General features: G+C 66.3%; 23 protein-coding genes and 1 tRNA gene. 4 read left to right on the top strand and 20 right to left on the bottom strand.

Features of this window, described 5'->3' with window-relative positions; genetic code table 11:
- Positions 1 to 250: 250 nt before the first annotated feature.
- The 13 genes from AC1DS3_RS15880 to AC1DS3_RS15820 all read right to left on the bottom strand — a co-directional run bounded on the left by AC1DS3_RS15880 (position 251) and on the right by AC1DS3_RS15820 (position 13,525).
- Positions 251 to 1,240: a FecR family protein gene (locus AC1DS3_RS15880; protein WP_477127510.1), complete on the bottom strand. Its 990-nt coding sequence runs from the start codon at positions 1,238 to 1,240 to the stop codon at positions 251 to 253.
- A 93-nt stretch (positions 1,241 to 1,333) separates the two neighbouring features.
- Positions 1,334 to 1,849 carry an RNA polymerase sigma factor gene (locus tag AC1DS3_RS15875; protein ID WP_477127509.1) on the bottom strand — a complete coding sequence of 172 codons (516 nt, stop codon included), beginning with the start codon at positions 1,847 to 1,849 and terminating at the stop codon, positions 1,334 to 1,336.
- A complete protein-coding gene (locus AC1DS3_RS15870) occupies positions 1,850 to 2,566 on the bottom strand; it encodes an STN domain-containing protein (protein WP_477127508.1) in 717 nt (238 codons plus the stop codon). It lies immediately after the preceding gene.
- Positions 2,567 to 2,698: 132 nt separating this feature from the next.
- The gene (locus AC1DS3_RS15865) at positions 2,699 to 4,120 is read right to left on the bottom strand and encodes a trypsin-like peptidase domain-containing protein (protein WP_441634513.1); all 1,422 of its coding nucleotides are present in this window, start codon (positions 4,118 to 4,120) and stop codon (positions 2,699 to 2,701) included.
- Entirely contained in the window at positions 4,101 to 4,538 is a 438-nt protein-coding gene (locus AC1DS3_RS15860; protein ID WP_441634511.1) for a YbaB/EbfC family DNA-binding protein, read from the bottom strand. Before AC1DS3_RS15860 ends, AC1DS3_RS15865 begins: the two co-directional genes overlap by 20 nt.
- Positions 4,538 to 5,071 carry a YbjN domain-containing protein gene (locus tag AC1DS3_RS15855; protein ID WP_441634509.1) on the bottom strand — a complete coding sequence of 178 codons (534 nt, stop codon included), beginning with the start codon at positions 5,069 to 5,071 and terminating at the stop codon, positions 4,538 to 4,540. Before AC1DS3_RS15855 ends, AC1DS3_RS15860 begins: the two co-directional genes overlap by 1 nt.
- Positions 5,072 to 5,151: 80 nt before the next feature.
- A complete protein-coding gene (locus tag AC1DS3_RS15850; protein ID WP_477127507.1) occupies positions 5,152 to 6,087 on the bottom strand; it encodes a peptidylprolyl isomerase in 936 nt (311 codons plus the stop codon).
- A gap of 191 nt (positions 6,088 to 6,278) precedes the next feature.
- On the bottom strand, positions 6,279 to 7,028 hold the full coding sequence (locus tag AC1DS3_RS15845; protein WP_477127506.1) for a hypothetical protein: 750 nt from the start codon (positions 7,026 to 7,028) through the stop codon (positions 6,279 to 6,281).
- A 10-nt stretch (positions 7,029 to 7,038) separates the two neighbouring features.
- On the bottom strand, positions 7,039 to 8,805 hold the full coding sequence (locus AC1DS3_RS15840) for a putative porin (RefSeq protein ID WP_441634503.1): 1,767 nt from the start codon (positions 8,803 to 8,805) through the stop codon (positions 7,039 to 7,041).
- A 74-nt stretch (positions 8,806 to 8,879) separates the two neighbouring features.
- Entirely contained in the window at positions 8,880 to 9,590 is a 711-nt protein-coding gene (locus AC1DS3_RS15835; protein ID WP_441634501.1) for an energy transducer TonB family protein, read from the bottom strand.
- A 10-nt stretch (positions 9,591 to 9,600) separates the two neighbouring features.
- Entirely contained in the window at positions 9,601 to 10,011 is a 411-nt protein-coding gene (locus AC1DS3_RS15830) for an ExbD/TolR family protein (protein ID WP_477127505.1), read from the bottom strand.
- Positions 10,012 to 10,026: 15 nt separating this feature from the next.
- Positions 10,027 to 11,820, bottom strand: a complete 1,794-nt coding sequence (locus tag AC1DS3_RS15825; protein ID WP_441634499.1) for a DUF2341 domain-containing protein — start codon at positions 11,818 to 11,820, stop codon at positions 10,027 to 10,029.
- 67 nt (positions 11,821 to 11,887) lie between these two features.
- A complete protein-coding gene (locus AC1DS3_RS15820; RefSeq protein ID WP_477127504.1) occupies positions 11,888 to 13,525 on the bottom strand; it encodes a ShlB/FhaC/HecB family hemolysin secretion/activation protein in 1,638 nt (545 codons plus the stop codon).
- A 326-nt stretch (positions 13,526 to 13,851) separates the two neighbouring features.
- On the opposite strand from AC1DS3_RS15820, the gene AC1DS3_RS15815 reads away from it, so the two are divergent.
- Both AC1DS3_RS15815 and AC1DS3_RS15810 read left to right on the top strand, forming a co-directional pair.
- Positions 13,852 to 14,193, top strand: coding sequence for a hypothetical protein (locus AC1DS3_RS15815; protein WP_441634495.1), 342 nt, complete (start codon positions 13,852 to 13,854; stop codon positions 14,191 to 14,193).
- Between the two features lie 53 nt (positions 14,194 to 14,246).
- Positions 14,247 to 14,714: a hypothetical protein gene (locus tag AC1DS3_RS15810; protein WP_441634493.1), complete on the top strand. Its 468-nt coding sequence runs from the start codon at positions 14,247 to 14,249 to the stop codon at positions 14,712 to 14,714.
- Between the two features lie 82 nt (positions 14,715 to 14,796).
- On the opposite strand, the gene AC1DS3_RS15805 is transcribed toward AC1DS3_RS15810, so the two are convergent.
- A complete protein-coding gene (locus AC1DS3_RS15805; protein ID WP_441634492.1) occupies positions 14,797 to 15,330 on the bottom strand; it encodes a DUF3455 domain-containing protein in 534 nt (177 codons plus the stop codon).
- A 290-nt stretch (positions 15,331 to 15,620) separates the two neighbouring features.
- Here AC1DS3_RS15805 and AC1DS3_RS15800 point away from each other — a divergent pair, with 290 nt between their 5' ends.
- Positions 15,621 to 15,950, top strand: a complete 330-nt coding sequence (locus tag AC1DS3_RS15800; protein ID WP_441634490.1) for a hypothetical protein — start codon at positions 15,621 to 15,623, stop codon at positions 15,948 to 15,950.
- Positions 15,951 to 16,119: 169 nt separating this feature from the next.
- Here the strand turns inward: AC1DS3_RS15800 and AC1DS3_RS15795 are convergent.
- From AC1DS3_RS15795 to AC1DS3_RS15770, 6 genes are all read right to left on the bottom strand, one after another.
- Positions 16,120 to 16,198 (bottom strand) — tRNA-Ile (locus AC1DS3_RS15795).
- Between the two features lie 27 nt (positions 16,199 to 16,225).
- Positions 16,226 to 18,502, bottom strand: coding sequence for an RNA polymerase sigma factor RpoD (gene rpoD / locus AC1DS3_RS15790; protein ID WP_477127503.1), 2,277 nt, complete (start codon positions 18,500 to 18,502; stop codon positions 16,226 to 16,228).
- Positions 18,503 to 18,968: 466 nt separating this feature from the next.
- Positions 18,969 to 20,813 (bottom strand): DNA primase, encoded by a 1,845-nt coding sequence (gene dnaG / locus AC1DS3_RS15785; protein ID WP_477127502.1) that lies wholly within the window; start codon positions 20,811 to 20,813, stop codon positions 18,969 to 18,971.
- 225 nt (positions 20,814 to 21,038) lie between these two features.
- Positions 21,039 to 21,488: a GatB/YqeY domain-containing protein gene (locus AC1DS3_RS15780; RefSeq protein ID WP_441634484.1), complete on the bottom strand. Its 450-nt coding sequence runs from the start codon at positions 21,486 to 21,488 to the stop codon at positions 21,039 to 21,041.
- A 130-nt stretch (positions 21,489 to 21,618) separates the two neighbouring features.
- Complete coding sequence (rpsU, locus tag AC1DS3_RS15775; protein ID WP_043348281.1) at positions 21,619 to 21,831, bottom strand: 30S ribosomal protein S21; 213 nt, start codon at positions 21,829 to 21,831, stop codon at positions 21,619 to 21,621.
- A gap of 101 nt (positions 21,832 to 21,932) precedes the next feature.
- Positions 21,933 to 23,216: a BaiN/RdsA family NAD(P)/FAD-dependent oxidoreductase gene (locus AC1DS3_RS15770; protein WP_441634481.1), complete on the bottom strand. Its 1,284-nt coding sequence runs from the start codon at positions 23,214 to 23,216 to the stop codon at positions 21,933 to 21,935.
- A 184-nt stretch (positions 23,217 to 23,400) separates the two neighbouring features.
- Here AC1DS3_RS15770 and tsaD point away from each other — a divergent pair, with 184 nt between their 5' ends.
- Positions 23,401 to 24,441, top strand: coding sequence for a tRNA (adenosine(37)-N6)-threonylcarbamoyltransferase complex transferase subunit TsaD (gene tsaD, locus AC1DS3_RS15765; protein WP_477127501.1), 1,041 nt, complete (start codon positions 23,401 to 23,403; stop codon positions 24,439 to 24,441).
- Positions 24,442 to 24,630 lie beyond the last annotated feature (189 nt).

Raw genomic sequence — 24,630 nt, 5'->3', positions numbered from 1 at the left:
CCCCCCCTCTCATCAGACTCTTTTCTGCCTGACCCACACTACCGTCTCGCCACCTCGCGCTCCACTGCGGGGACGGGGCGCGTTCATACCATCTTTTCTTTACGAGTAAAGAAAAGTGACACCTCCATGTGCGTAAACGGCCAACCCCGTACAGCCGCGCCAGCAGCTAGAAGCAATAAAACACCCCTCCAAAAACGCCAATCTGCGCCAGCAGCCAGCAGCGCAAAAACCGCCACCTTCAAGAAACCGCTTAACTAAGCAACACAATCCCCCCCGGCAACGACCGCACCTCCAACCCCAGCGAGCGCTGCATCTGCGCAATCGCCTTATCCAGCGACCGAATCTGAAACCGCCCCGTCACATGCTTGCCCGCCACCCGCTTGTCCAACAGCACCACCCTACCCGGCCGATAGCGATTGATCTCCTCAACCACCTCGCGCAACGGTGCATCGGCAAACCGCAGGTAGCCATCGCGCCACGCCGGCATCCACGTCGGATCGACATGCACAATGCGTCCTAGCGCGGCACTATCGTAGGTGAGTTGCTGCTTGCCGCTCAGCGTCGCGATGCCCGCGGCATGCGCCACCTGCACGGTCCCCTCGACGCAAGTCACGCACACGCCGGCAGGCGTGACCCGCACTTCAAACCGGGCGCTCTGCGCAAACGCGCGCCCCGGCCCGGCGACAACCGCGAACGGCCGCGGCGCATTCAAGGTATCGACGGCGGCTTCGCCGGAGATCAGGTCGATGCCCTGCACGCGCCCCGCTCCGGAGCGCACGGCAATACTGGTGCGCGTATTCAGCTCGACGGTGACATCCTCGGCCAGCGCCAGCCGGCGTTGCTCGCCGGTCGCGGTGCGGTAGTCCGCGCGCAGCTCCTCCACGGAAGGCCACAGGCCCAGCGGTGGCTGGATGACGGCCACGGCTGCGGCGGCCGCCGCCGCGCTCATGGCGCYGCCGAGAAAGGCGCGCCGCTGCCAGTTCGGCGCGMGCCGCGCCTCGACAAAATGCGAGCTCGCCGGGTTACGCGCCACAACCAGTTCGCCCGCGTGGCCCAGTTGCTCCCAGCGCTGCCGTGCCAGGGAAAAGGCTGCCCGGTGCGCGGGATCCGCCATGCACCAGCGCCGCAGCGCAGCGCCGTCGGCCGGTGTCATCTCGCCCGCCGCCATGCGGCGCACCCAGGCAAGCGCCTGCCGCTCGATCGCGTCAAGCGTGCGTTCCGGTTGTGGCGCAGGATTCATCATTCGTATCATGGCATCAAGCGAGCCGCCACCGTGGTTTGCCTGTGGACATAGACAAGACGGTTGGGAAGCAACAGATCGGCATGCTTTTTTTCATCCATGCTTGGGGCTATGGGCCATGCAGTACTCATGGGCCCGCTTGAGCTCCAGGCCGATCRGGCGCGGCGACACGCCGAAGCGCACCGCGGCCTCCTGGTTCGACAGTTCATCGACCCGCACCGCGAGGAAGATCGCCCGCCGGCGTGGCGGCATGCTTTCGATGAGGCGTGCAACGGCCTCGACCTCGTCACGCGCCGCGACCGTTTGCGCGGGGCCGGGCGCGGGGTCGACGATCTCGGCCATGAGCGTCTCCATCTCTTCTGCGCTCATGTAGCGGCGGTCGCGCTGCAGCCGGTMCAGCGCCAGGTTGGTGGCCATGCGCATCAGGTAGGCGGCCGGGCTCTTGACCGGCTCGCCCTCCTCTTTGCGGTCTTCCAGGTGCACCCAGGTATCGTGCAGCGCATCGCTGGCGAGCTCGGCCGAGCCCAGGCGCCATGTCAGGCGGCGCTTGAGGTCGTCGTAGCGTTGCGCGAGCAGCTCGCGCAAGCTGGAGCGGCTGGAGTCGCTCATCTATCGGCTCGCCTGCCGGCCGCAGGGTGGCTGGCAAGAGCCGGAGCGGGCCGCGGCGGCGTCACAGCGCACCGGCTTGACCAGCAGCACGAATGCCTTGGCCGGATTCCCGGGCGGCTGGCCCACATCGACGTGCTCCACGGTCTCGATGATGGCCGCATCGCGTGCCTTGTCGCCGGTGGTATCCAGCAGGCRCACGTGCGCAACGCGGCCGGCCGCGTTGAGCTGCACATAAAGCGCGAGGCGATATTCCCCGAGCGCGAGTGCGGGCCGCGCGCATAGCGCCTGATAGACCTGCGACTGCACAGCGCCCTCATATTGCCGCGCGGCGCTGGCCGGGGGCTGCGCAATGGCCATGTCCGCCTGGCGCGGCGCGGGCACCAGCACGAAGGCATCGGCCGCGGCTGCCTGCACGTCCAGCCCCGTGCCCTCGAGCATCTTGCGCAGCGCGCTTTCCGGGCTGAAGGTGCCGTGGACGGCAGTCGAGGTTCGCCCCGCTGCCAGCTCGGAGGAAAAGAAGACGGACAGGCTGGTCTGCGCATCGTATTGCGCCAACGCTTGCTTGAGCGGCTGGGCCGGCAGGTCGAATGCCATCTCCACCGCGCCGCGGTTGGAGGGCTGCTGGGCGCGGATCTGCTGGCAGGCAAGGCATAGGGCCAGGACCGCCATATAGACAACCAGTACGCGCGCACCGGGGGATGCGACCAAGCGTGCCATCACGATCCAATGCCATGTGCGTTGAGGAGTCCCTGCCGCATCGGGCGCGTGGCCCAAGTGCATACTCGTGCGCATCGTAGGGATCCAATGTGACGCCGCCGTGACTGCGTGCCAGCACTGCCGTGACACGGCTCACTCCTCCTGCCCGGGACCCGGCGGCTGCCGTGTCTCGATCGCGATAAACAATCGTGCGTTGCCACGCTGGACCAGCAGCGCCACCGCGCCGTTGGCCGCGCTGGCCTCGTCGGCCAGCGCCTCGATGCTGTCGACCGGCTGGCCGTTGAGCGCGAGGATCACGTCGCCGGCGTGCATGCCGGCGCGCGACGCGGCCGCGTTCACGCGCTGCACCAGCAGGCCGCCGTCGATACGCAGCACCTGCCGCTCTTGCGCCCACAGCGGCCTGACCATCATGCCCAGCGGCGCGTGCCCGGGCGCGGCCGGGCGCGCCACCCGTGGCGCGTCGAAGCGATCGGGCCGCACCTCCAGCGCGAGCGCGGCGCGGTCCCGCCAGACGCGCAGCGGGACGGCGACGCCGGGGGCCAGGTCCGCAATGAAGATCAACGCATCGGCGGACTGCACGACGTCGCGCGCACCCACCTGCAGGATCACGTCGCCCGGCTTCATGCCGGCCCGGCTGGCGGCCCCGCCGGGCTGGACGTAGCTCACCAGCGCGCCCGCGGGCCGGGGCAGGCGGAACGAATCGGCCAGGGCTTGCGAGACCTCCTGCACCGCCACGCCGATACGCCCGCGCGTCACCACGCCCTGGCGCAGCAACTGGTCCTTGATGCGCATGGCCACATCGATGGGGATGGCGAACGACAAGCCCTGGTAGCCGCCGCTGCGGCTGTAGATGCGGGAATTGATGCCGATCACCTCGCCCTTGAGGTTGAACAGCGGGCCGCCGGAGTTGCCGGGATTGACCGGCACGTCGGTCTGCAGGAAGGGCATGTACTCGGCGCCAGGCAGCACCCTGCCCTTGGCGCTGACGATGCCGGCCGTGACCGAGTTGCTGAACCCATAGGGTGAGCCGATGGCCAGGGCCCAGCTGCCCACCTCCACGCTCGCGGCGTCGCCGATCTTCACCGTCGGCAAACCGGTGGCGTCGATCTTGAGCAGGGCGACGTCGGCAACGGCGTCCAGCCCGATCAGCCTGGCCTTGAACTCGCGCCGGTCGGTCAGCTTCACGCTGACCAGCGACCCGCGCGCGACCACGTGCGCGTTGGTGAGGATGTAGCCGTCGCCGCTGAGGATGAAGCCCGAGCCCAGGCTGGTCTCGTCGACATTGTCCTGGCCCGGCGCACGCCCGCGCAGCGGATCGGGCGATGCCTCGCGGGCCACACCAATGTTGACCACGGCGGGGCCATTCTCGCGCACCAGCCGCGAGAAATCAGGCGCGGCTCGCCATGGCGCCGCCTGCAGCGGCGCGCATCCGGCCGTGCCTGCCGCCAGCGCCAAGAACAGCACCAGCGCGGCAAAGGCCAGCGAGCGCCGCACGAAGCCGCTGCGGCGGCCCAGGTCGAAAGCCATCGCCACATCAGCTCGCTTGCGCGCCATCCAGCCCCAGCTCCAGCACCATGGGCTGGCGCATATCCGGTGGCGGCGGCTCAGGCAACGCCTTCGTCATCAGCACCGCGCGCAAGTCCGCGTCGGCCTGCGGATTGCCCAGCGAGTCGAACTCCATGCGCTCCACGCGGCCATTGGGGACAAGCCACACACGCATCACCAACGACGCGGCCGGCTGCGCGCGGGCCTGCATCCAATCCTGCAAACGCAGGGCGCTCGCGTCGGCCGGATCGCCCAGCCGCGCCTGGAACTCCGTGCTGGCCAGTTGCGCATAGCGCATCCAGTGCTGCGGGAACGGCTGCGCCGGGGCGGCGGCAGAAGACGCCGCGCCCAGGCCCAGGCCCACCAGCCGCAGCGTACGGAGCAAACGCCGCCACATTCTCTGCGGCACAGCCAGCTTGCGTGTCATTACGTGGCGGCTCCCTCTTCCAGCACAGGAGCAGCCGCAGGGGCATCCGCAGTTGCATCCGCGGTTGCATCCGATTGCGCTGGCTGGAAGTTGCGCAGATGCAGGAAGAACTGTCCCATCATCTGCGTCCACAGCTGCAGCGCCACGGTGAGATAGTCGGGGCCCACGCCGCCGGAGATCACCACGTCCATCTCAAGCACCAGGAATTCGCCGTGCTGCGCGACGCGCGCGAAGCGCTTGGCGCGATGCCAGTCGCCAAGCACCCCCTCGGGCAACGCGCCGCCTTGCACCCGCAGCGGGCAGCTCAGCGTGAAATCCAGGTACGCATCTGGCGCTACCGAGTTGCCCCAGAGGACCTGGAAGCCAACGCCATGGCTGGCGCTGTGCAGGCGCAGCACGCCGTCCTGCTCGATGGCCGTCACGGCGCAGCCGGCGGCCTTGATGGCATCGCAGACCTGCTCCGAGGTGACTGCCATCAGCAGTGCGGGCAGGCTGGCTGCCGAGGTTTCGATCTGGGTTGCGGTGGTGGTCATGGATATCCTGWTGTTAAAAAGAATGGAAATTGGGATTGGGTCTGGCTTGAGGGGGCGCCTTGTGCCGCGCCCCACTCGCTTCAGTTCACTTTTTGCAGCACGGCATCCAGCGCGGCGGTGTCGATGCTGGCCGTGCCTGGCGCAACCAGCTTTGCCATATAGGCCTGCACGAGCTGCTGCTGGCGTTGCTGGCGCATGGCCGCCGCCAACTGCGGCTTGATCTCGTCGAGCGTTGCGGTGCGGCCAGCCTGCGTGTCCAGCAGCTTCATCACATGGAAGCCCGCGGCCGATTGCACCGGGTCGCTTACCTGGCCAACCTTCAGCCTGGCAACGGTGTCGCGCACTTCCGGCAGCATCTGCGCCAGTGGCAGCGTGCCGACTTCCCCGCCACGCTCGGCGCCGCGGGGATCCTGCGAGCGGCTCTTGGCGAGCGCGGCGAAATCGCCCTGGCGTGCCTGCGTGGCCAGCTTGCGGGCTTCGTCGCGCACCTTGGCCGCGGCGTCGCTGCCCTGGGCAGCCAGGAAGATCTGCGCGACGCGGTAGGTGGCGGGCACCTGGAAGTTCACCTTGCCTTCTTCATAGGCCGCCTTCACCTCGAGCTCAGACGGATAGCCTGCCGGCACCTGCGTGACCGACTCCAGGTAGGTGGAGGTGACGATCCGCGCGGCGATCTCGCGCACGGCGGCATCGACGCGCGCCTTCACCTCGGGCCGTTCCGCCCAAGCCTTGCCCTGTGCCTCGCGCAGCAGCGCTTCACTGGCCAGGCGCTGGCGCAGCCAGTTCTCGATGCCCGCGCGGTTGCTCCTGGYCGCGGCGCGGTCCGCTTCCGGCAGGCCCTGCAGCAGCCGCTCCACGTCATCCTGGCCAACGGTGACCGAGCCGGCGCGCGCTACCACCAGACCGCCTGCCGTGGCAGGCTCCGCAGCCTGCACCGGCGCTGCGCTCAGCCACGAGGCCAGCAGGACGCCGATGGCCATGCGCACGGGCGGCAGCATGGACTGGACGTGCGATTTCATTCGAATCATCTGTGTCTTACCTTTTTTCTCGGGGAGCGCGGGCAAACGCCTGTGCGGGCCGGCGGCATCGCCTTGCCCGCGCACTGGCCTGCGCTCCTCATGACATCGCAGCAACATGACAAAACACTCACGCCCCAGCAACAGCAGGCTCGGCGCCACTGCCATGCGCGGTCCGTTGCTGGCGTTGCGCGTCATGGGCGTGGCGCTTCTGCCGCGCCCGTGGCGCTCGCCGCAGCATTGACATCGGCGGCCGCCTGCGCGGGCGCGTCGGCGGCKGCCGCGGCGCCGGCCGCGAAGCGCCCTTCGTACAGCTTGTCGCCATACTCCTGCGCGATCTGCTCGAACTTCACCCGGCTCTGCGCCGCGAAGGGCTGGCGCGCGATCATCACCGTGCCCAGGCCCACCGTCTCGTAGGCGCGCAGGATCTCCTGGCCCGCTGCGTAGAGCTTCACGTTCTTGGCCTCGCACTGCGCCACCGTGGCGTGCTGCGCCTTGGCCTCCAGGGCCAGGCGCTGGCGCTCCGCCTCGGCTGCGCGCGCGAGCTTGAGCAGTTCGTCATAGGCGTTGCGGTACTGCGCAATCTGCGTGCTCGCCTTCTCGGCAACCGCCTGAGCCTGCTGTTGCGCCTGCTGGTTCCTGTCGCTCAGGCGCTCGCGCTCCTGGCGCTCGGCGGCGAGTTGCGCGCGGGCACGCTCCAGTTCCTTCTTCGTGTCGGCATCCGCGCCGGAGGGCGCGGCGCCGGCATGGGGCKCGCMGGCCTTGAGCGCGGCCAGTTCGTTCTGCGCCTGTTGCAGCTGCGTGGTGGTGATGCGCAACTGGGCGCGCAGGCGCTCTTCCATGGTCTGGGCCGGCTGGGCGTGAGCCGCTGCGCCGGCCATCGCGAAGCTGGCGGCGAGCGCCAGCGGACGCCAGGCGCCGCGCAAGCATGATGTGGATGACACGGTATCCCTCCTAGAAGCGCGTGTTGATCTCGACCTGCAAGATATCGATCGCCAGCGGCGGGCCATAGACCTCCTTGGTCGACGTCCAGCGCCCGGTCACCCACGTGTTCTTGTCGAGCGCGTACGAGCCGCCCACGTAGTAGCCGCGTGCGTTGGTGCCGCCCAGGTGGAAGGTCGAATCGTTGTAGCCGTCCGGCATGGCATCCGGCTCGATGCGCTTGTAGCCAAGCAGCATGTTCCAGTCGCCCTTGGCAAGCGTAACGGGCTTGCCCAGCGTGGCCTGGAACATGTAGGCGTTGCCGCCGCTCTTGAAGTCCGCGCGGCTGGTGCCGCCGCTGCCGCCGAAGTTATTGACGATGCCGCCGTTTGCGCGCGAGAACATGCCGCCCTCGTCGTAGGCAAGGTTGCGGATGTAGTTCGCATCCATGCGCAGGCCGAGGCTGCCCGCCACCTTGGTTTCCCAGCGGAAGTTCAGGTCCAGCAGCTGGAACTTGGAAGCTAGGCCCACGTATTGCGGCTGCGGGGTGCCGGCCGGATCCAGCGGATTGAGCGCGATATTGCGCAACAGCATCAGCGTGTTGCCCTTCTGCATGAAGGCCGGGCGCGACCAATCGGTGCTGCAGCCGTCGGCGCCGGCGTACAACGCGCAAGGCTGCGACACTTGCCCGCTGACGTTGCGGAAATCGTAGTACGCCAGCGCGCCGCGCAAGCGATTGTCGTTGTTGAGCTTCCAGCTCGCGCCGATCTGCGCACCCAGCAGCCATTTCTTTTCGCTGCTCGCCTTGTTCTGGCTGCGGCTGGGGAAGCTGTCGGAGGAGTACTCGAGCGGCACCAGGCCCAGCGTGCCAAACAGCGCGACGTCCCGGTTGGGCAACGCCTTGTCGAACTGCGCCGCCAGCCCGTCGAAGTTCAGGTCGTTCGAGAACAGCAGGTCGGACGACACGAATGGGTTGCCGAAGCGGCCGGCCGTGAGGTTGAGCCATTCCGCCGGCTTGTACGACAGCCAGCCCTGGTCGAGCCACACGTTCTTCTTGGCCAGGCCGCCGCCCAGCGTCTGGTTGGTGGACACCGGGCTGTCGTCGTTGCCGGTGGCAATGCGGATGCCGGCATGCGTGCTGTCGGAAATATCGGCCAGCACGCCGAACCTGGCGCGGGCACGCAGCAGGCTCACGCGGTTCTGCCGCGTGTTGGCCAGCGGCGGCAGCGAGAGGTTGGTGTTCGGGTTGACGTCGAAGCCACTGCCCTGGTTGATGGCCGCCCAGTCGATGGCGATGTCGCTGTTGTTGCTGGAGTAGAAGCGCGATTCGTCGCGCACGCGCACGTCGCCTTCGATGCGGATGCGCTTGGTCCATTCCGGTGTTTCGTTCGGTGCCGCCCAGCCTTCGGCCTGGGCCTGGGCCATGACCTGACCCTTGACCTCGTCGCGAATCTGGTCGCGCACGGTCTCGGAGATATAGGGCACGCGCACGTCGCCCGGCTCTACGCGCATGCCGCCGGCAGCGGCGGCCGGCGCTGCCGACGCCACGCGCTGCGCCTGCTGCTGCGCCATGGCTTCGGTCTGGGCCTGGGCAAGCAAGGCTTCGCCGGCATCTTTTTTCAGGGCGCCACTTTGCATCAGGCCACGGATCAGCTTGACCATGGTGCTATCGGCGGGCGCCGCGCTTTGCGCATAGCCCGCTCCGCTTGCGCCGAGCAGCGCGATCGCCATGGCGACGGCCAGCGCGTGGGTCTTGCGAGCCGGCTCCGCATGGCGCCGGGAGTTTGCTGGATGGTTCATCGGTTCGTTCACGAGAATGAGGTGGAATAGGTTGGGCATGCGGTGAGACATGCGGCGGCGGCCCGCTGGCCGCGTCACGGCCGGCGCCCCTTGATCGACATGCGCATCGGAAAGCGCAGCGATGCCGGCGGCCGTTCGTCGGCCCGGAAATCACGCACCATGGCCAGCACGGCTTCATCGGTCTGCGCGTTGCCGGTGCTGCGCAGCAGTTGCGCGCGCGTGGCGCGGCCGTCGGCGTCCAGCCACAGCTCGATGCGGATGTCCTCGAACGCCAGCTGCCGGGTGCGCTGGTCGCGCGCAAAGGCCTGCTGCAAGGCACCCGAGACGTAGCTCGAGTAAGACCGGCTGCCCAGCCCGCCGCCACCGCCGGTCATGCCGCCGCCGCGCCCGGCCTGGATGCCAAATGCATCCGTGCCGGCTTGCGCCGCGCCGTCGATCGTGACCGGGTCGCCGAGATCCTTCGACGGGCTTGGGGGGGCGTCGTCCTTCGGCGCTTCCTGCGGGTCCGCCGGCTTGGGTTCAGGCTCGACCACTTCCGGCTTGACCTTCTCCGGCACCGGCTCGGGCGGCTTCTCGGGCTCGGGAGGTGGCGGCGGCGGCGGTGGCAGCACCAGCATCGGCGTGGCCGCCACCTCGCGCTTGGTGCTGGCGGTGTCGGACAGCAAGCGCCAGACCAGCACGGCCAGCCCGATGATGACCAGCGCGCCGATGATCAGCCCGCCCCAGCGGCGCCACAAGGCGATGGCGCGCTGCCGGGGAGGAGGAGTTGGATCACGATGTTTCACCCGACTCTCCTCACGCCGGCTTGCCGGTGACGAGGCCGATCTGGTTCAGGTCGATGCGCCTGAGCAGGTCCAGCACCTCCACCACCTTCGCGTACTGCACGGCGGCGTCGCCCCGCACGATCACTGGGAAATCCGGCGTGAGCGCCTTCTCCGTGCGCAGGCGCTCCTCCAKCTCCGGCAGCGTCACCGGATAGGCGTCGAGGAACACCTGGCCCGCGTTGTCGATGGTGATGGCCTTGGTCTTGGGCTTCTCCAGCGCGACCGACGAACTCGCCTTGGGCAGGTCCACCTTGATGCCCGGGATGCTGGCATTGCTGGTCAGGATGAAAATCACCAGCACCACCAGCAGCACGTCGACGAAGGGCGTGATGTTGATGCCGCCCGTGCGCTTCTTGGTGCCGAACTTGGCTGCGTATGCCATGGCCGCGCGCTCCCCTTAAGCCCGGTGCAGGGCAGCGGGGACGCGACGTCCCTCGCCCTGCTCTTCGGCCAGACGCGTGGCGAATTCGTCCACGAACACCGCCATGTCGGCGCCGATCGAATCCGAGCGCGAGGCGAGCCAGTTGTAGCCGAACAGCGCGGGAATCGCGACGCCCAGCCCGGCAGCGGTACACAGCAAGGCCGCGGCCATGCCCGGTGCCACCGAGTTGATATCCACCGCGCCGGCCATGGCCGCCACGACGAACACCAGCATGATCCCGATCACGGTGCCGAACAGGCCCACATACGGCGCGCCTTCGATGGTGGTCGACAGCCAGTTCATGCGCTTGGCCATGCGCTCGCTCTCGCGCACCATGACGCCATCCATGGCCGCGCGGATCGCGCTGATGGTCGCGTCGGAGACCGCGTTGAGGTCGTAGCCCATCTGATGGCGGCGGTGCAGTTCCTCGACCGCCATTTCATACAGGCGCCACAGCGACGAGTCCGCCTTGACCGCCTCGGGTACGCGGTTGCTCTTGGCCAGCTGGTCCAGCGGCGCGCCGGCCGCTTCGCGGAAATGCACCATGAATGCAGCGTTGGCGCGCGAGGTGGCGCCGTAGCTGCGGCCCTTGCTGATCATGATGGCCCACGACAGCGCCATCATGATGCCGAGCAGGCCCACCACGATCCAGGCGTCCAGCGGCATGGCGGCCAGGATGAAGCCGAAGTGGCTCTTGCCGGCCTGCTGCTCGTCCGCGCCGAACACGGCCAGGCGCGATTCAGCGCCTTGCGATACGGCGTCGGCGAGGATCAGCGCATCCGGGCGCGCGACCTTGGACAAGCGCACTTCATCGATGGCACCGGTGAACGGGCTCAGCGCGGTAGCAGCGGCCGGCGCGTTGGCCGCTGCCGCGGCGTCGGCGCCGAGCGTGGCCGGCGTGTTCAGCGCCGGCAAGGCGGTTGCCAGCGATGCGGCAGGACGTCCGCCGACATACAGCGACACGCTCTTGCCATCGGACTTGACTGCCAGGTGCGACCACTGCCCCGCCTGCACGGGCTGGCCGGGATTGCTGCGCTGGCCATTGACCTGCACGAAGGGCACGCCCTGGTCGATGCCGATGACGAGTTCGCCCGCGCCATCGCGGCGTGCATAGACGACTTGTTGCGGGCCGAGCTTCTCGGGGCGTACCCAGGCGGAGAAGCTGAACGGCGCGCCGGCGGCCAGCGCCAGCGACGGCGACGACGGCAGCACCAGCGGGGCGGCGCCGAGCTGCGCGCCCTTGCCGATGACCGTGCCATCGATGCTCACCACAGCGGTCTGGCTGTGGTTGCCGTAAGCCGTGGTGTCGCGTGCCGGCACGCTGCCTTCGGCAAAGTGGTAGACCAGCGTGTAGTCAGGGTCGAAGGTCCGCTGGCCATTGCCCGATGCCGGCGCCTTGGCGTTGCCGTAGTACATCCACAACTGCTGCGGGCCAGCGGCCGAGACCGACGGCACGTCGATCCAGATCAGCGCGATGCCCAACAGCGGATCGAACTGTTCGATCTGGTGGTTGAGCACGGTCTTGTCGTCKGCGGCAACAAAGCGCAGGTCGGCGCCGGTCTCGCTCACGCCTTCAAAGCTGAAGTTGCCGGTATGCAGGCGCAGCAGCACCGGGGTACGCCCGGCATCGCCGCCGATCGCGCCGGCCTTGGGGCCGGCGTCGATCGTGATCGGCTTGCGATAAGCCCAGTCGGGCTGCCACCAGGCATGGGCCAGGTCCGGCAGGAGTGTGCTCAGCAGCGTGAGCACGAGCAAAAGGATGCGTCGCATGACAGTTGTTCTCGGTTAGCTCATCGGGAGTCGATGTATCAGGTTGGAAGCGGTGCGCCGCGTGCGCTCAGTAGCTGGCGGTGACGCTGAAATTCACGCGCGGGTCGCCACGCTGCGTGCGTGGCCCGTCCTTGAGCGGATAGCCCAGGTCCAGGCGCCCCGTGACCTTCTGGCCGAGGCGGAACGTAGTGCCCACCCCCACCGAGGCGAGCGAGAAGTTGCTCTTCTGCTCGGGCAACGGATCGCGCAGGCGGACCTGGCCGGCATCGGCAAACAGGTAAGCGCGCCAGTTCTCGACCACGGAAGTGAAGAAGGCCAGCGGTGGCGTGCGCATTTCCACGGACCCGACCACGCCATAGTCTCCGGTGGTCTCGGCGGACAGGTAGCCGCGCACCGAGTTCATGCCGCCGGCCGCGATTTGCTCGTTCGAGACCAGCGGGGAATCCGTGATCTGGGCGGCCAGGCGCCAGCCCAGCTGCGCGTTGCCCGCGAAGGTGTAGGAGCCATTGGTATCGCCCTTGAGCACCATGAAGCTCGGCGACGCCTTGTAGCGCTTGTAGTCGAATTGCTGCGCGGTGCTGCCGTAGCCAAGGAAGCTGCGCGTGCCCGCGACCAGCGACAGGTTCAGGCCATAKGTGCCGCGCTCCGTCTGGCCGAAGCCCGAGTAGCCGAGCGTGATCGGCGCGTACTTGAGCGGCACCGTATCGCCGGCGCTGCCCAGGCGCGTCACCTCTTCGTTGTCCTTGAAGTCCACGCCCGCGCTGAACGCGTGCCACCATGCTCCGGTGTTCGGCACGGTGTAGGTGGCCTTCACGCCAACCGCATAGCCCTTGCCCAATACGTTGGTGCCGCCTACCGTCGCGACGTTGCTGTCCGATTTGTAGCCGGAAGCCTCAAGGCCCCAGTTGGTGCCTCGCAGCGGTGCCACATACGAGCCGGACCACACCTGGGTCTGGTTCAGGTCCTGCGGGGCGCCAAAGAAGCTGACCGAGGCGCTGTGCCCCAGTTGCCAGAGGTTGTCGTGGCCCAGCGAAGCCGTGGCCCGCAGTTGCTTGGTATCCGCGCTGTAGTCGTTGTTCAGGCCCACGCTCGCCCGCCACGGGCTGCTGTCCTCGACCTTGAGATCAACGTCCATGGTGCCAGGCAGCGCGCCCTGCTTGACCAGCGGCATCACCTGCCGGTTCGCGGTCCGGTTCAAGGCAGTGAGCTCCGTCTGCGCCTGGTTGAAGTCCGGCACCGCGCCCTCCGCCAGCGCGGGCACCTGCTCACGTACCTCTACCGGCGAGTTGTACTGCGCTYCCACCACACGCACGCGGCCCACCTTGGTCTCGCTCACCTGCAGGAAGACCACGCCGCCAACCGCCTGCTGCTCAGGCAGGTCCACGTACACCGACTGGTACCCCCTTGCCTGGTAGGCCGCCAGCAGCGCGTCGCGCGCGCCCTCGATATCCTTCATCGTGCGCTTCGGTCCAAGGTAAGGCGTGACCGCGCGCTCGATCGCGCGCGCATCCAGCACTGTGTTCCCGCGCACGATGTACTCGTTGATGTCGACGCGCCGTTCCGCATCGGCCTGCACACCAGGCGCTGCCGCCTCGGTGGCAGCGGGCGCCTGCGCCATCGCGGTTCCCTGCGTCCCTAGTCCTAGTACCGCCAGACATAGCGCCCTCCAGCGCGCGGACGCATCGTTCTTGTTCTTGTCATGCATGTGTTTGCTCAATCCCTTGCGAAACAATTGCCGTCGTTCCCTTGCGCCGGCGCCTCGACCAGAGGCAAGTCGTAAGCGATCGCATCCGATGAGGCCATGATGAGCGGTCATCATTTCAGCGCCGCGTACGATTGGTTAGACGAACGGCCCGCGCGCCGACTGTCGTTTGTCACGAAAGCTTCATGTGCAGGCGCGGGGCATGGCGACGCGCCTCAACGGCGGCGATATCGCAGAGCAATTGCATGCCGCGCCATTCGGAATGGAGCGCTACACTTCAGGCATATCGCCAATGGCGTGGTTGGCAATCAACGAAGACGGAGCACGAAATGCGCGGATGGCTGAACGTTGTAGTGATTGCCGCAGGCAGCCTTGGCGCGGCCTGCCCGCTACTCGCTGCAGAGGCACCTCCACCAGCGGGGGATGCCACGGCGAGCTGTGTCGAGGTCGAAGTCAATGGCATGCGGGCCCCGTCGTTCCCTTGCCTGACGCAAAAGCTAAGCCCCAAGCCCACCCCCGGCCAGCCCCCCTCGGAGCACAAGCTGGCGTCCGAAGCCATCCTGGCGCGTCCCTCCAATGCGCTGGGGCTGTTCAACTACTCGGCGACCAGCCATCGCATGGGCAATACCTTCGGCACATCGGTCACGCCGCAGCGGCCATCGCCGCCTTAGCCGCCTTAGCCGCAAGCCAGTCCATTCACCGCAATTTCTTTAAAGGAAAAGACGTGCCATTCATCATCGCCGGCCTCGCCTTGATCGGTGCCCTCATCTACGGCGCGGTCCGCCTGTACGCCACGGTGGCCGCAGCGCATGGCGCGATCGCCGGGACCGCCGCTGTCGTGTTCTGCGCGGCGCTGCTCGTGGCATTCGTCGCAAGCCTGGTCCGCCGCTACCGCGCGATCCACGGCGTCAAGATCAAGGGCGAGCGCATCCTGTCGCTGGAGGGCGCGTGGGGCACGATGCGCGTGGATCCGGAACGCAAGCGTGGCGCCCTGGATGTCGACGGACAGCAGGCGAAGTTCATTTTTGCGGATATAGCGAGTGCCACCGCGCTGGAGAACGACAGCGCATGGATGCTTGCATTGCGCCTAGAACACCATGCGCAAGGCAGTTGGCAGATCCCGATGGCCAGCCGGAAGGAAGCGTTGCGCTGGGCGAAGATATTCGACCTGGCTGCCGTGCAGAAACTTTGAAGACCTGGCGCTGCGCGGCTCTCCCGACCGGCACGAACGGCAACGCCATCGGAGCGAACGCGCCTGCCTCAGCGAGGCTCGTCTATTCGAGAAATACGTAGTCCGCGCGATACGGCACGCGGCTTTCCTGTCCTTCCTCGGTGCAGGCCAGAGCGGGCGCAATGCCGCCTTGCGTGTTCAGGCGCTGAACGTAATGCACTCCCGCTAGCAAGCCAGCCCCTCCGGAACTTGTCGCCTGCAACAGCAATAGCGCAATGCTGTCGGGCGTCCTGGCATTTGCGGCCTGCCGCAGGACTTTGCCGGTTACCTTGCTGCCGTCAGGCGCCTCCCAGGTCGGCCCGGCATAATGCCTGGCGATGAGCTTGCCGGAATCGTCGCGCAGATCCGCTTCGGGGGATTTGAACGCCCACGCCAATGCACTGCCCTGATCGCGCTTGCATACATAAATCTGCACGCCGGATGCATGCAGGGTCGCGATCGTACGATGGGCGTCGGCGGGCTGGAGCTCAGGCGGCGCGGCCTCCTGGACAACAGCGCAGGCAGCCAGCAGGCATGCGCCGGCGAGGGCGAGGGCGAGGCAACGCGCTTTGCGACTGGTGTGGAAATCTTGCGGCATACGCCCTCCTTGCCTGAGCCCGTTCGGCATAGTACCTCCGGCGCGATGGCAAGGAAACGGCGGAAGACAGAGCAAACGCAGCAAGCGCGGCAGGCCCGGTCGCCCGCGTTGCCGCTGGATGCGGTTGAAGTAGCGAACGGCAGACATGAGCTCAACCACAAGCGCTCAGCCACAAGCGCGCAGCAAAATGATCACTGGAATTCTGCAAGCCTGACAGCTACGCTAATAGGCGGACCGTTGCGGCAGATGAGCGCGCGAGGGTCATCGACTTTGATTGGAAGGAGTCATCCATGAAGATCGCTATCGCAATGGCAATGGCAATTGCAGTTCTCCTACCTGGTACCGTCCACGCCGCAGGCCCTGCAAATCCAGCGGATCGCTACGACTACAACATGCGTAGCACCAACAAGGACGGCTATGTACCGGACCCTCAGCGCACGACCAACAAAGACGGCTACGTGCCAGATACCGCGAAGGCCAACGACAAGTTTGACCCGTACACCCAGGGTGCCAACCAGAACACGGCCTCGGCGCTCACCGACTCAAAGGCTTCGGCCAAGAAGCCGGCTGGCAAGGCGTCCAGCCACAAGAAATCGCCCACTGCCGGCATGGACAAATAGCGCAGCCTGCTTAAGTCCGACGCGGTGATAAGGGTGAGGTGGCTGTATGGTGGCTGTAGGGTGGCTGTATGACTGCAACACAGCGGTGGCCAGCCCGCCATTCGCACTTCCGCGCAAACGCCGCGGCAAAGAAAAAGCCCCGCAGGAATCTGCGGGGCTTTTTCAACAATGGTGGGCCTCCCGTGAGTCGAACACGGCACCAACGGATTATGAGTCCGCTGCTCTAACCAGGCATGAGCTAGAGGCCCTGGAAAGTCAGACCGGCATGATACCGATCAACTGCCTTCAAGGAAACTCTTAAGCTTATCGGAGCGGCTCGGGTGACGCAGTTTGCGCAATGCCTTGGCTTCTATCTGGCGGATCCGCTCGCGGGTGACGTCGAACTGCTTGCCGACTTCTTCCAGCGTGTGGTCCGTGCTCATCTCGATGCCGAATCGCATGCGCAGCACCTTGGCTTCGCGCGGCGTGAGCGAGTCCAGTACGTCCTTGACGACGTCGCGCATGGAGCCGTGCAGCGCCGCTTCGGCAGGGGCCAGCGTGTTGGTGTCTTCAATGAAGTCGCCAAGATGGGAGTCGTCGTCGTCACCGATCGGCGTTTCCATGGAGATCGGTTCCTTCGCGATCTTCATGATCTTGCGGATCTTGTCTTCCGGCATCTCCATCTTCTCGGCCAGCGTTGCCGGATCCGGCTCGTTGCCGGTTTCCTGCAGGATCTGGCGCGAGATGCGGTTCATCTTGTTGATCGTTTCGATCATGTGCACCGGGATACGGATGGTGCGCGCCTGATCGGCGATCGAGCGGGTGATGGCCTGGCGGATCCACCACGTCGCGTAGGTCGAGAACTTGTAGCCGCGGCGGTATTCGAACTTGTCCACCGCCTTCATCAGGCCGATATTGCCTTCCTGGATCAGGTCGAGGAACTGCAGGCCGCGGTTGGTGTACTTCTTGGCGATCGAGATCACCAGGCGCAGGTTGGCCTCGGTCATCTCGCGCTTGGCTTCGCGGGCGCGCTTCTCGCCCTCGCTCATCTTGCGGTTGACTTCCTTGAGCTCCTTGAGCGGCAGCACCACGCGCATCTGCAGGTCGATCAGCTTTTGCTGCAGCTCGCGCACGGCCGGCACATTACGCTCGACGATGGTGCTGTACGACTTGCCGTCCTTGATAATCGTGTCGATCCACTCGAGGTTGGTCTCATTGCCCGGGAAACGGGCGACGAAATCCGCACGCGGCATGCCGCACTTGTCCACCACGATCTTCAGGATGGAGCGCTCGAGTTTGCGCACTTCGTCCACCTGGCCACGCAGCGTGTCGCACAGGCGTTCGACGTTGCGGGCGGTGAAGCGGATGCTCATCAGCTCGTTCAGGATGGCTTCCTGGGCCTTGACGTAGGACTTGGACTTGTAGCCTTCCTTCTCGAACGAGCGGCGCATCTTGTCGAACTGCTCGGCAATCACGCGGAATTTTTCCAGCGCGGCCTGCTTCAGTTCTTCGAGCTGGCGTGCCGWGGCAGCCAGGCCGCCGGCATCGTCATCCTCGTCTTCGTCGGATTCTTCGCCGTCGGACTCCAACTCGTCTTCTTCGGCGGCCGCCGCCACGGCCGGGGCCGGCGGGGCCACGGGCACGTCCGCGGCGTTCGGGTCGATCAGGCCGTCGACGAACTCGTCGATCTTGATTTCATCGCTGGCAACGCGCTCGGCCAAGGCCAGGATCTCGGAGATCGTGACCGGGCAGGCGGAGATCGCCATCACCATGTCTTTCAGGCCGGCCTCGATGCGCTTGGCGATTTCGATTTCGCCTTCGCGCGTCAGCAGCTCGACCGTGCCCATTTCGCGCATGTACATGCGCACGGGGTCGGTGGTGCGGCCGAATTCGGAATCAACAGTGGAAAGTGCAGCCTCCGCCTCTTCCTCGGCTTCTTCTTCGCTGGTGGCCGACGGTGCGTTGTCGTTGAGCAGCAGCGTTTCGGCGTCGGGCGCTTGTTCGTAGACGGCGATGCCGATGTCGTTGAGCGTGGCGACCAGCGTGTCGATCGTTTCCGAATCGACCATGTCGTCCGGCAGGTGATCGTTGATTTCCGCGTACGTCAGGTAGCCGCGCGACTTGCCAAGCTTGATCAGCGCCTTGAGCTTCTGGCGGCGTACCTCCAGTTCTTCCTCGGTACCCTGCTGCGTCGAGGCGAACTCCTTGAGCAGAGCCTTTTCCTTGGCTTTGCGGTCGCGAGCCTTTTGCTTTTCGCTCTTGGGCGCGGCGGTCGGCGTTGCCGCCGCAGGGATCTCGTCTTCGTAAAGCTCTTCAGTCACGTCGTCTGGTGTGCTGTCGTCGTGCTGCGCTCCGGCCTTGGGCTTGCGGCCACGCTTCTTCGGCTCCGGCTTGACTGCCGGAGCGGCGGGACGCTCGGATGCAACGGGGGCGGAAGTTGTGGCATTCGGCGTGGCCTCGGGCTCGGCGGCGCCTGGCTTGGCGTCTCCGGTCTTGGCGCTGGTCGCTGCCGCTTTCTTGCTCTCGACTTCGGTATTCTGCTGTTTCGCCACGGTAATACTCTTGCCTTTCACAGGTACAGATGCGGCGTGCTTGCCGCTTGTATTGGCGCTATCGCCGCTCTCGTGTGCCGAAGTCGAGGGCTTCAGGTTTTCGGATGGGCGGATCCCGGTGGAAGTGGACGCTGCGGGCGCCTTGGCGCTCCGAGCTGTCTTAGCTGGCACAGGCTGGGCTGGCGCCTTGACTGACGCGGCTGTCTTCGCCGCCGCCGTTGTTTTCACGGACGCCTTGCCGCTCCCCGATTGGGGAGTTTTAGTGGAAACCTTTTCGGTTGCTTTGGCCTTTGCCATTGGCACGCTCACTTTCACCAGAAGGGGAGAGAAAGATCTCGCTATCCAAACCGGCTATTGTAGCACTAGCAATTAGCCGGCTTCCCAACAGGTGAGGTTTTCACCTGAAAAATCAAGGCTTAAGCGTAGCCAGGCCGCGCCAAACCTTCACTTATTTATCACCACCCACCTTGCCCGACCTACCGGACGGTCAACCCAATTCAGCCAAATTCAGCCCGATTMAACCTAACTGCCGCCGGCGATTGATCTCGCTGACCAGCCATCGCATGCGGCTCTTGCCTTCCTCATCCGCGGTGCCCATGATCACCGACTGCTGGAGCATGTCGAGCTCACGGCGCAATGGCCCCGCCAGCAGCTTGGCGATGGCGGTATCGAACTCCTGCTCGGCAGGTTCCTCATCGATCTCTTCGCGCAGTACCGCGGCGCGCACATTGGCGTAGACCTCGGCGTACGGCGACTGCGCGAGATGCTCGCTAAAGGCCGCGAAGTTCACCTCGCCCTGCAACTCGTCGCACGCGGACACCAGGTGCGCCAGCACTTCGGCGTCGGCCTGCTCGTCTTCCAGCAGCAGTGCCCGGCTATCGGCGTCGAGCCGGGTCGACAGCTGCGGGTAGCGCATCAGCAACTGCAGCACCCGCTGCTCCAGCCCGGTGGGGGCCTGGCGCTTGGTGCGCGGCCGCGGCTGGGCAAAGCGTCCGACCCGCGCCGGGTCGCTCGCCAGCCCGCAGACGGCTTCGATTTCGGCCGGCGTGGTGCCGGTGGCATCGGCAAGCTCGCGCACGATCTGCAACCGCAGGCCGCCTGCGGGCATGGACTGCAGCAGCGGCTTGGCCTCGTACTGGGCGCGGGCGCGCCCCTCGGCCTGGCGCAGCTCCTGCCCCTCCGACACCACCTGCAGCAGGAAGCGCGACAGCGGCATGGCGTCGCGCACCTGCGCGGCAAACGCGTCGGTGCCCTGCTCGCGCACATAGCTGTCCGGGTCGTGCTCGGCGGGCAGGAACAGGAAGCGGATGGTCTTGTTGTCCGCCACGTACGGCAGGCAAGCCTCCAGGGCCCGGCGCGCCGCGCGGCGCCCGGCGGCGTCACCGTCGAACGAGAACACCACGGCATCGGTCTGGCGCAACAGCTTTTGCAMATGCACCGCCGTGCAGGCCGTGCCCAGCGTGGCCACGGCGTTGGCAAAGCCCAGCTGAGCCAGGGCCACCACGTCCATATAGCCTTCGACCACCAAAACATAGCCGGTTTCCCGGATCGCATGGCGGGCCTCGAACAGGCCATATAGCTCGGTGCCTTTGCTGAACAGGGGCGTTTCCGGTGAATTCAGGTACTTGGGCTCGCCCTGCCCCATCACCCGCCCGCCAAAGCCGATCACCTGGCCCTTGGTGCTGCGGATGGGAAACATGATGCGGTCCCGGAAGCGGTCGTAGCGCCGCGGCTTGCCATCGGCGTCGCGCTTCTCGGCGCTTTCGATCATCAGGCCGGATTCCACCAGCGGCCCGGCGATCGCATCGTCGCGATAATTGCCGAACACCGACTCCAGCCCCTGCCAGTCGTCCGGAGCATAGCCCAGGCCAAACTGCGCCGCGATCTCGCCGGTCAGGCCACGGCTCTTGAGGTACTGGATGGCCTGCGGCGCGCTGCGCAATTGCTTGCGGTAGAACTCGGTCGCGCGGGTCATGGCATCGGACAGCGCCAGCGAGCGCGCCTGCACTTCGGCGCGCTGGGCCGGCGGCAGCCGGTCGCGCTCCTCGGGCACGGACAGGCCGACCGACTGCGCCAGCTCGCGCACGGCATCGGGGTAGGATTGCCCCGAGTATTCCATCAGGAAGCCGATGGCCGAGCCATGCGCTGCGCAACCAAAGCAGTGATAGAACTGCTTGGTCGGCGAGACCGTGAACGACGGCGACTTCTCGTTGTGAAAGGGGCAGAGCCCCATGAAGTTGGCGCCGCCCTTCTTCAACTGCACGTACTTGCCCACCACATCGACTATGTCGACACGGTTGAGCAGGTCCTGAATGAAGGATTGCGGAATCACCCGGCTTGTCGTCCTATGGCCGAACTGCCCGTGGAACCGGGCAGCGGCGATATCTGGTTCATGAAGTGCGTGACCGGCACGGCGCTTTCCGGCCTCTTAACACTACATTGTAGTGCAGACGCAACGGATTGCAGCCAGCGCCGGCGAGGGGTGGCGGACAAGAAGTGCCTTTAAATATACCCATCGGCCTTCAGCCGCCAGCTGCCAACTCGCGCCCTGACCCGCTCAACGCCCCGCCAGCGCGGCCTTGACCAGACCTGAGACGGCGGTCATGTCGGCACGGCCGGCCAGTTTGGCCTTGAGCACGGCCATGACCTTGCCCATGTCCTGCGGGCCGGCGGCGCCGGTTTCCGTGACCGCGGCCTGCACTTCGGTGGCCACCTCCGCATCCGACAGGGCCGCCGGCATGTAGACCTTGAGCACTTCGATTTCCGCGCTCTCCTTGTCGGCCAGGTCGGTGCGGCCGGCCTGGGTGAACTGGGAGATGGAGTCCTTGCGCTGCTTGATCAGCTTTTCGATCACGGCCTGCACGGCGGTGTCGTCGAGCTCGATGCGCTCGTCCACTTCCCGTTGCTTGATGGCGGCCAGCAGCAGGCGGATGGTGCCGAGGCGCTCGGTCTCGCGGGCACGCATGGCGGCCTTCATGTCTTCGGTTACACGGGCTTTGAGGGACATCGCATTATTCCAGGAAAGTGTGGGCGGGATGGTGCCGGCCAGGGGCAGCGCCGGCCGTCGGGCCGCCAATGCAAAAACCCGCCGGAGCCTTGCCCACAGCGGGTTTTGATGCGGAACGCGAAGGGTACGCTCAGTACATCTTCTTCGGCAGCATCAGGCTGCGGATGCGCTTGTAGTGGCGCTTCTCGGCGGCGGCCTTCTTGCGCTTGCGCTCAGCCGTCGGCTTTTCGTAAAACTCGCGAGCCCGCAATTCAGTCAGCAAGCCGTTTTTCTCGATGGTGCGCTTGAAACGACGCATGGCAACTTCAAACGGCTCGTTTTCTTTAAGGTGGATCGTGGTCATTTTGCTGAAATAAGTAGCAGCTGTTAGCGGTTTTACGAAAGCTACAAGTGTAGCACAACCGCTGTCAAGCCCGTATGGCGGTTTTTTTGCCGCTATGCTGCTTACGACGCTCCGGCCGTCCCCGCCACCATGGCCCTCGCGCTCTCCGCCACGGCCTGCCCGGCGGCGACACCGGATGCCCACGCCCATTGGAAGTTGTACCCGCCCAACCACCCGGTGACGTCGACCACCTCGCCGATGAAGTACAGGTTGGGCACGGTGCGCGCCATCATGGTCGCCGACGACAGCGCGCGCGTATCCACGCCGCCGAGGGTGACCTCGGCCTTGCGGTAGCCCTCGGTGCCTGCCGGCACCAGTTGCCAGCTGTTGAGCGCCGCGCCGAGCCGGCGCAGTGCCTTGTCCGGCATATCATGCAGCGGCTGCGCACCGTTYAGGCCCGCTGCCGCGCACCAGGCGTCGGCCAGACGGGCTGGCAGGCGCTCGGCGAGCAGGTTGGCCAGGTGCTTGCGGCTGCCACCCTTTTGCTCAAGCAGCCATTCACTGGCATCGTTGCCGTCGAACAGGTCAATGGTGATCGGCGTGCCAGGGCGCCAGAAGCTGGAAATCTGCAGCACGGCCGGGCCGGACAGGCCGCGATGGGTCCACAGCAAGTCCTCGCGAAAGGCGCCGGCCGTCTTGCCGTTACCCGTTGCAATATCCACCTCCATCGACACGCCGGCCAACGGCACGAACGGCGCCCAGCCCTGCCCGTCGAACGTCAGCGGCACCAGCGCCGGGCGCGTCTCGACAACGCCCAGCCCAAACTGGCGGGCAATGCGGTAGCCGATGTCGGTGGCGCCAATCTTCGGGATGGACAGGCCGCCCGTGGCCACCACCAGCGCGCCGGCACGCACCGGCCCGCTGGCCGTCATCAGCAGGAAATCGTCGCCCTCGCGCCTGACCTCGTCCACGCCGCAGCCGGTGCGCCAGTGCACGTTGCCCGCGCCGCATTCGGCACGCAGCATCTCGATCACCTGCTCGGCGCTGTCGTTGCAGAAGAGCTGGCCGCGGTGCTTCTCATGCCAGTCGATCTCATGCTTGCGCATCAGCGCGAGGAAATCCTGCGGCGTGTAGCGGGCGAGCGCGGAACGACAGAAGTGCGGATTAGCCGACAGGAAATTGGCCGGGCCCGCCTGCAGGTTGGTGAAATTGCAGCGCCCGCCACCGGAGATGCGGATTTTCTCCGCCACCTTGGTGGCGTGGTCGATCAGCACCACGCTGGCGCCACCCTGCCCCGCCACGGCGGCGCACATCATGCCGGCGGCCCCGGCGCCAAGCACCGCCACGTCGAAGCGCCCTGCGCGCGCACCGGCCCGGCCGGTCTCTGCGGTCTGCTTGCTGCCCATGTCTGTCTTGCCCAATGAATGCCTGATTAGTGCCTGCGGAAGAAGCGGCGATTGTAGCGAAAAGCATGGCCAGCGCCGCTGTGCTACCCTGCTGGCCTCATGCCAGGCTGCCGGCCCGATGGTCGTCAGCCCGCTTCAACCCTTTGATTTGYCGGCCTCGCTTGATGCCGGCCTTGCCTGCCCCATGCTTGTCCTCGGCATCGAATCCTCCTGCGACGAAACCGGCCTCGCGCTCTACGACACGCAAGCCGGCCTGCTCGCCCACGCCCTGCATTCGCAGATCGCCATGCACCGCGACTACGGCGGCGTCGTGCCTGAGCTCGCCTCGCGCGACCATATCCGCCGCGTGCTGCCGCTGTTGCAGCAGGTGCTCGACGAAGCCGGCCGCACTCGCGCCGACATCAATGCGATTGCCTTCACCCAAGGCCCCGGACTGGCCGGCGCGTTGCTGGTGGGTGCGTCGGTGGCCAACGCCCTGGGCTTCGCACTGAACGTGCCGATGCTGGGCGTGCACCATCTCGAAGGCCACCTGCTGTCGCCGCTGCTGACCCCCGATCCGCCGCCTTTCCCGTTCGTTGCCTTGCTGGTTTCGGGCGGGCACACGCAGCTGATGGAAGTGCGCGGCATCGGCGATTACACCTTGCTGGGCGAGACCCTGGACGATGCCGCCGGCGAAGCGTTCGACAAGACCGCCAAGCTGCTCGGCCTGAGCTACCCGGGCGGCCCCGAAGTCTCGCGGCTGGCCGAGTTCGGCGTGCCTGGCACGTACGCCCTGCCGCGTCCGATGCTGCATTCTGGCACCCTCGATTTCTCCTTCGCCGGCCTGAAAACCGCCGTGCTCACGCAAACCCGCAAGCTGGGCAATGTGTGCGAGCAGGACCGGGCCAACCTGGCGCGCTCCTTTGTCGATGCCATCGTCGACGTGCTGGCCGCCAAGTCGATGGCCGCGCTCAAGCAGACCGGGCACCGGCGCCTGGTGGTGGCTGGCGGCGTGGGCGCCAACCGGCAGCTGCGCGAGCGGCTGAACCAGCTTGGCGCGCAGAAGAAGATCGAGGTCTACTATCCGGACCTGGCCTTCTGCACGGACAACGGCGCCATGATCGCCTTCGCCGGCGCCATGCGGCTGCAAGCCGCGCCGGAGCTGGCCACGCGCGACTACGGCTACGGCGTGACGCCGCGCTGGGAGCTGTCGGATATCCGGCTGCCGGAGCGCCCCGMCGCCTGAAGCGAACGCCTCGATGCAGTAAAAAAGCCACCTCACGGTGTAATGCCGTTCAGTTAAGAGCTGAACGGCATTTTTGTATGTAGCGTCAGAGGAAGTTGTAAACGCTGCGCCGAAGTGTTAACTTTCGGGTGCGATGCTTTCCAGTCACCTGACCTTCCTGCTCGAAGCGCAACAGCCGGCCGACTTGAG

It is taken from the genome of Cupriavidus sp. 01L46, assembly GCF_056399905.1.
This window is presented reverse-complemented; position numbering and strand designations above follow the sequence as displayed.